The sequence below is a fragment of the Candidatus Methylomirabilota bacterium genome, assembly GCA_036002485.1.
GTDB lineage: Bacteria > Methylomirabilota > Methylomirabilia > Rokubacteriales > CSP1-6 > AR37.
The window spans coordinates 1-6,722 of record DASYTI010000215.1 but is presented as its reverse complement, the minus strand read 5'-3'; the positions used below and the strand labels follow the sequence as shown (position 1 = coordinate 6,722).

The 6,722-nt window shown below is 67.9% G+C and carries 4 protein-coding genes; 1 reads left to right on the top strand and 3 read right to left on the bottom strand.

The features are described from left to right. Positions 1 to 236: 236 nt before the first annotated feature. The gene (locus VGT00_19195; GenBank protein ID HEV8533557.1) at positions 237 to 3,398 is read right to left on the bottom strand and encodes an adenylate/guanylate cyclase domain-containing protein; all 3,162 of its coding nucleotides are present in this window, start codon (positions 3,396 to 3,398) and stop codon (positions 237 to 239) included. Positions 3,399 to 3,928: 530 nt separating this feature from the next. Here VGT00_19195 and VGT00_19190 point away from each other — a divergent pair. Further along, complete coding sequence (locus tag VGT00_19190; GenBank protein HEV8533556.1) at positions 3,929 to 5,008, top strand: ISL3 family transposase; 1,080 nt, start codon at positions 3,929 to 3,931, stop codon at positions 5,006 to 5,008. 124 nt (positions 5,009 to 5,132) lie between these two features. Here VGT00_19190 and VGT00_19185 read toward each other — a convergent pair whose 3' ends face one another. Both VGT00_19185 and VGT00_19180 read right to left on the bottom strand, forming a co-directional pair. Further along, positions 5,133 to 5,789, bottom strand: a complete 657-nt coding sequence (locus tag VGT00_19185) for a hypothetical protein (protein HEV8533555.1) — start codon at positions 5,787 to 5,789, stop codon at positions 5,133 to 5,135. Positions 5,790 to 6,015: 226 nt separating this feature from the next. After that, positions 6,016 to 6,201, bottom strand: a complete 186-nt coding sequence (locus VGT00_19180; GenBank protein ID HEV8533554.1) for a hypothetical protein — start codon at positions 6,199 to 6,201, stop codon at positions 6,016 to 6,018. Positions 6,202 to 6,722 lie beyond the last annotated feature (521 nt).

Here is a 6,722-nt window from a genome sequence, read left to right as displayed (position 1 = left end):
GTGCCCGCGCAGCGAGGCGCCCTCGCCGCTGATCCGGCCGGTTGACGGCGGCGGTTTGTCGGGCATAGCATGCCGCTCACCCGGGGCCAGCTCGCTCGACCCGCGAGGAGGCCGCTAATGTGCTCTGTGCCGTCGGCTCCTGGGGTGGCCGGCGTCCGAGTCTGGGAGGTTATGTCACGGCGACGGGGGCCACGAGGGGGGCGACCGCCTCTGGAGGTCGTTCATGTTGACTATCCTCACGGCCCGACCTCGTCCAGCAGGGCCTTCGCCAGGCGCAGGTCGTGGGTGGCGAAGCCCTCGGTGAACCAGCCGTAGACGTCGGCGAGCGCCCGGCACGCGTCCTCGCGCCGGCCGTAATCGCGCCACAGGCGAGCGAGGCTTGTCGCCGCGCGTAGCTCCAGCGACTTGAGCTCGCGGCGGCGCGCAAGCTCGATGGCGTGGTGGAAGCAGCTCGCGGCGTCATCGGGCGTCTGCGAGGCGATGCGCCGCCGCAGCTCGCCTTCCACCCGATACACTTCGGAGCCGTAGAGCCCGGCCCTGTCCACGTCGCCGAGCTCCGCCAGCACGTGCAGTCCTCGTTCGGGCGCACCCGCGTCACAGTAGAGCGAGGCGATCGTGCACCCCCCCATCACCCAGCGCCACGTCCGCATGAGCGCGAGAGCCCGCTCGCGCTGGAGCGCATCCAGCGTTGCCACGTCGGGGCGTTCGGAGCGGGCGGAGAGCAGGAGCACCGCGATGTCGATGGTCCGGCTGCGGAAGCCGTGCGCCTCGACGAGCGCCAGAGACCGCTCCCCGGCCGCGATGGCGCCCGGATGGTCGCCGCGGAGAAACAGGATCGACGCCAGGAAGGACAGGGTCATCGCGGACGTCATCGCGTGGCCCAGCGTCTCCGCCAGACGCGCCGCCTCGTGGGCCGCGGCGAGCGCGCGCTCGGGATACCCGAGACCCCACTGGCCCACCGCCAGGAAGTAGCGACAGCAGGCGCCGGGGTCGTGGCCGCCGTACAGCGAGGCGATGGAGCCGTGACGTTCACGGTCGTACAGCGCGATGCCGCGCTCGATGTGGGGCAGGGCCTGCTTCACCTCGCCCATCGACACCAGTGTCGGCCACAGGGTATGGTGCGCCTCGAGGAGTTGATCGCTGTCGTTCCCCCGCCGGGCCGTCTCGAGCAGGCGCTCGCCCGCCTGCACGGCGAGTGTGTGGTCGCCGCGCGTGAAGCTGACGTACCAGAGTCCCCACTGGATGAGGAACCGGCGGGAGGCGTCGTCCAGCCGTTCCACCAGCTCCAGGGCCGCACGATACGATGCCTCGACGACCGGTGACGATGGGCCGTGCACGGCGATCAAGGGCGTCCCGAGCGCGATCCGCACATCGACGGTCTCGGACAGCGTCTCGCGTGTCTCGGGAAGCCCGGCGAGGAGCGCAAGGGCGCGCTCCAGGAAGGCGACGGCCTCCTGGTTCGCGGAGCGCGCGGCCGCCTTCGTCCCGGCCTCGCGCAAATAGCGGACGGCCTTGTCGGCGATGGCCGCCCGCTCGGCGTGGTGCGCGAGCACCTCGGCATGCTCGCCGAGGCGATCGGCGTGGAGATGCTCGATCGTCTCCAGGATCGTGCCATGTAGAGCGAGGCGCCGCTCCTGGAGCACGCCCCCGTAGGCCACCTCGTGGGTGAGGGCGTGCTTGAAGGTGTACTCGAGGTCGGGGAAGAGTTGCGCCTCGTAGAGGAACTCCGCGGTCTGCAGCTCGCCGAGCGCGGCGCGCAAGGCCTCGTCGGCCATCTCCGCGACGGGGGCGAGCAGGGTCACCGGTACGTCCTTGCCGACGACGGCGGCGGCCTGGAGGAGGCGCTTCAACTCCGGGCGCAGGCGATCGATGCGCGTGGCGATGATGGCCTGCACGGTGGCGGGCATCTGGATGGTCGCTGCCGCGCGGACGAGGCGGTAGGCGCCGGGCTCGCCCACGAGGGCGCCCGTCTCCACGAGCGTCCGCACGCTCTCCTCCAGGAAGAGCGGGTTGCCCTCCGTCCGCGAGATGAGCAGCGGCGCGAGGGGCGTGGTGGACGGGTCGGCGCCGAGCAGGGCGCGGAGCAGCGCATCCGCGCTCTCCGGTGGGAGGGGATCGACGCGGAGCTGGCGGTAGTAGGTCTTGCTGCCCCAGCCGTGACGGTACTCGGGCCGGTAGTTGACGGCGAGGAGGACGGCCGCGCTGCCGAGGCTCTCCGCCAGACTGTCGAGGACGGCCTGCGTCTCCGTGTCGATCCAGTGGAGGTCCTCGAAGAGGAGCAGGAGCGGCTGCACCTGGCTCTCGCGCAGCAGCACCCGCTTGACGCTCTCGATCGCGCGGCGGCGCCGCTGCGGCGGCTCCAGGCGGAGGAACGCCTCGCCTGGCTCGGGCACGTCGAGGATCCACAGCACCGCGGGCACCGCGTCCTCGAGCGCCCGGTCGAGGGTGAGGAGCGTGCCCGTTACCTTGGCCCGCACGGCGCGCGGGTCGTCGCGATCGTCGATGCGAAAGTAGCCAACTAGCAACTCGGCCAGCGGCAGGAACAGCATGGCCTTGCCATGGGCCACCGAGCATGCCTCGAGCACCCGCCAGCCACCGCCCGGCACGTGGTGCGAGTGGATGAACTCGTAGAAGAGCCGTGACTTGCCGACGCCCGCCTCGCCGACGACTGCGACGAGCTGGCCCCGGCCCTGCCGGGCCTGTGCGGCAGCCTGGCGGATCTGGTCCATCTCGGCGTCGCGCCCCACGAAGCGGCTGAAGCCGCGAGCGTGCGCCGCCTGGAAGCGCGTCCGGACAGCGCCGGCTCCCGTCAGCTCGAACGCCTCGATGGGCGCGGCGAGGCCCTTGACGGGAATGGGCCCGAGCGAGCGGACTTGCACGAACTCCTCGGCGAGGCGCAGCGTCTCGGCGGTGAGGCGGGTGGTGCCCGCCGGCGCGAGCTGCTCCATGCGCGCAGCGAGATTTGTGGTCTGCCCGACGGCAGTGTAGTCCATGCGGAGGTCGCTGCCCACCGAGCGGACCACCACGTCGCCCGAATTCAGGCCGACGCGGATCTGCACCTCGACGCCGTGGGTCCGCCGTGCGTCCTCTGCGTAGCGGCGGATGGCATCGTGCATGCGGAGCGCCGCATAACAGGCGCGTACCGCATGGTCCTCATGGGCGAGGGGCGCGCCGAAGAGAGCCATGATGCCGTCGCCCATGACCTGGTTCACGGTGCCCTCGTAGCGATGCACCGCGTCCATCATCCGCTCGAGCACGGGGTCGAGGATCTTTCGTGCTTCCTCCGGATCGCGGTCGGCCAGGAGCTCCATGGAGCCCTTCATGTCGGCGAAGAGGACGGTGACCTGCTTGCGCTCGCCCTCCAGGGCCCCCTTGGAGGTGAGGATTTTCTCGGCCAAGTGCCTGGGGGTGTAAGTCTCCGGGGCGGGCGAACGAATCGGAGCCGCGGTGCCCGCGACGACGGCCTGGCCGCACTGGAGGCAGAAGCGGGCGGACCCGGGTAATTCTGCGCCACAGGAGCCGCAGGCGAGCGCGAGGCGAGCTCCGCAGCCGAGGCAGAACCTCGCATGGGCCGGGTTGTCCTGCTGGCACCGGGGACACTGCATAGCGAGGCCTCCCAGCCGGGGCAGGTCAGACAGGTGCCGAGAGCTTAGTGTGGTGGCCCAGAGCGGTCAAGGGGAGCGCCCTCGGTGCTGTTGGTCTATAAGAATGGCTCTTCCGGGAATCGTGTGGGTGACTGGGTGCCCAGGCTATGCTCCGCCCTGCCGAGAGGGGGACGGAGCGATGCGCGATACGGAGCTGTACCGAGCGATCTTGGGGCTGACGCCGCCGTGGACGGTGGCGAGCGTCGACTTGGACGTGAAGGGGGAGCAGGTGGTCGTCCGGGTGGAGGCCGGGCCGGGGCCGTTTGCGTGTCCCGAATGCGGGAGTGGGGCCGGAGCGCTACGACAGTCGACCGCGGCGGTGGCGGCATCTGGACACCTGCCAGGTCACGACGTGGATCGAAGCGGACGTTCCCCGGATCGACTGCGGGGTGCATGGGGTGAAGCAGATCCGGGTGCCGTGGGCGGAACCCGGCTCGCAGTTCACGGCATTGTTTGAGCGACTGGCAATTGATCTGCTGTGGGAGTGCTCGGTGACCGGGGCGAAGCGAGTGCTGCGCATCAGCTGGGACGAAGCCTGGGGCATTAAGGCTCGCGCGGTGCGCCGGGGGCTGGCCCGGCGCCAGGCGGACGTCGTGCCCCATCTCGGTGTGGACGAGAAAGCCATCGCCAAGCGGCACCTCACCGTGGTCGCCGATCTCGATCGCAGCCGGGTGCTCTCTCTCACCGACGACCGCAAGCAGGAGAGTCTGGACGCCTTCTGGACCACGCTCACGGCCGAGCAAGTGGCAGGGATCGACGCCATGGCGATGGACATGTGGGAGCCCTACGTGCAGTCCACCCGGGCGCATCTGCCGGCCGCCGACCGCAAGATCGTCTTCGACAAGTTTCACGTGGTCAAACATCTGCACGACGCCGTCGACCAAGTGCGCCGGGGGGAGCACCGGACCCTGAAGCGGAGCGGGGACGACCGCCTCACCGGCTCCAAGTACCTCTGGTTGATGCGGCCCAAGGACATGACACCGGACCAGCAGACGGCGTTCCGCGTCTTGAAGCGGCAAGACCTCAAGGTGGCGCGGGCCTGGCTGCTCAAGGAGGGCTTTGCCGCCTTCTGGGCGTATACGTATCCCGGCGCGGCCGAGAAGTTCGCCGCCCGCTGGTACTGGCGCGCGACGCATAGCCGGCTCAAGCCCATGGCAGGCGTGGCCAAGCTGATCAAACGCCATCTCCCGAACTTGCTCACCTACCTGCAGCACAGGATCACCAATGCGGGCCTCGAAGCCGTCAACTCCGTCATCCAAGGCGTCAAAAAGACCGCCCGTGGGTTCCGCAACGCCGAGCATTTCAAGACCGCCATCTACTTCCGGTGCGGTGGGCTCGACCTCTACCCACACGAAAGCCGGTAGAGCCATGTTATCTACGCTCTCGTCGAAGGATAAGTGCTGTCTATCTTGGTCGAGTCGCCCTGCAGGTTCTGGATCACCTCCAGAACCTGCAGGGCGGTTTAGGCTCTAAAACCTAACAGGTCGTTTATGGACGTGTGATGGTGCAGAAGCAGAATTCATCGATGCCGCCAGTGCCGTCTCCGGGGGGTAGAAAATGCAGCTTATCCACCATTTGATTGTGACCACCTACAAAGGATTCATAGATCCCCGTTCCCTCCAGTATCGTTAGTTCGAAGGTTCCTTCCAAGAACCGTCCACCGAGCCCGTCGGGAACAAAATGGACATTGCTACCTATGAAGCGCATCGCAAACGAGCCTCCGGGGACGTGGTAGGCACACAAATCCCCGGTTCCGAGCTGCACGTAAAAGTCGCCGATAGTCTTGTCCGGGTTCCTACTACCCGGAATTCCGCTAATAGGGTAGATCTTCGTTTTCGAGTACGAACCATCATTCAGGTCCACCAGGGACAGGCCAAGGTTGGGAGCCTGAACCACGGGCTCATAAAGTCCCTTCAGCAGGAGGACGAAAGGATCGCTGGGCGGCTTGGCCATCACGCGCACGGGGGATGCGAGCAGAGCGACCAGCGCTCCCGCACCGCCGAGCAAAGCTCTTCTTGGTATGTTGGTCGGTTCTTGTTCGCTCATGACAGCCTTCCTCCTTGGCCGGGATTTCCGCTGTGGGCCGGATTCCGACACCGAGGCGGCATCGATCGGGCGGACCGTCCCGTCGGTCAGCTCATCCACGCTTTGTAACACCTCAACGGCCGTCGTTCCGGTGAAGCGCAGGTCTGTGCGACCCGTTGCCTCAGGGTGGTTTGATAGCTGCAGGGAGGTCTTCCAACGACTCCGTCGCCACGGCGCTCCTTGGCACCGTCTTCCGGGTGCGACAGCCCCAGCTCAGGTCGGGGGCCACGGGAGTCAATCGAGAGGCCGAGAATCTGCCCAACAAAATCGTGTTGTCAAGACCCAGTTACTGCGTCCCGAGCTGTGAGCGGAGGACGATGCCGACGAGTGCGGCGTCGAGCAGGGCGTTCAGGGCGAAGCACGCGGTCAGCGGCCAGAGCGGCATGAGCGTGGCAAGCTTCTCGCTGTACCACCAGCGGGGCCAGAAGATGATGCCCCCGGTCAGCGCCACCATGTTGACCGCGACGAGCACCGCGCCGAATGCTGTGCTGTGCCGTCGGCTCCTGGGGTGGCCGGCGTCCGAGTCTGGGAGGTTATGTCACGGCGACGGGGGCCACGAGGGGGGCGACCGCCTCTGGAGGTCGTTCATGTTGACTATCCTCATCCTCCGTCCAGTAACGGGGCTTGGCCCCGCGGCCCGCCCCGGTCCTGCCCATCGCTGCGCCCCCTGTGTCCCCTGCCCGTCTCCGCCCTCCGGTAGGCGACGACATCCGGCCGCCAGCGCGCGTGCGGGGCCAGCACGCCGTGATAGAGCGCCAGGCTGATTTCGGGCCGTGGCGTCAAGGCCGCCAGCTTCTCCAGGAGCTCCACCGACTCAAAAGCAGGTGCGTCGTTCCTCGCCATGCCGCAGACGGTCTCTCCAAGCACTGGGCAACGGACACGCATTCGCTCCGCGCTGTGGCATCAACCGGCGGGGTGCAGTTCGCCAGGCTTGCGCATCATTTTCTCCACTTCTGCGATGTGCTGTTCCTCGAGCTGGATCTGCTCGCGGGC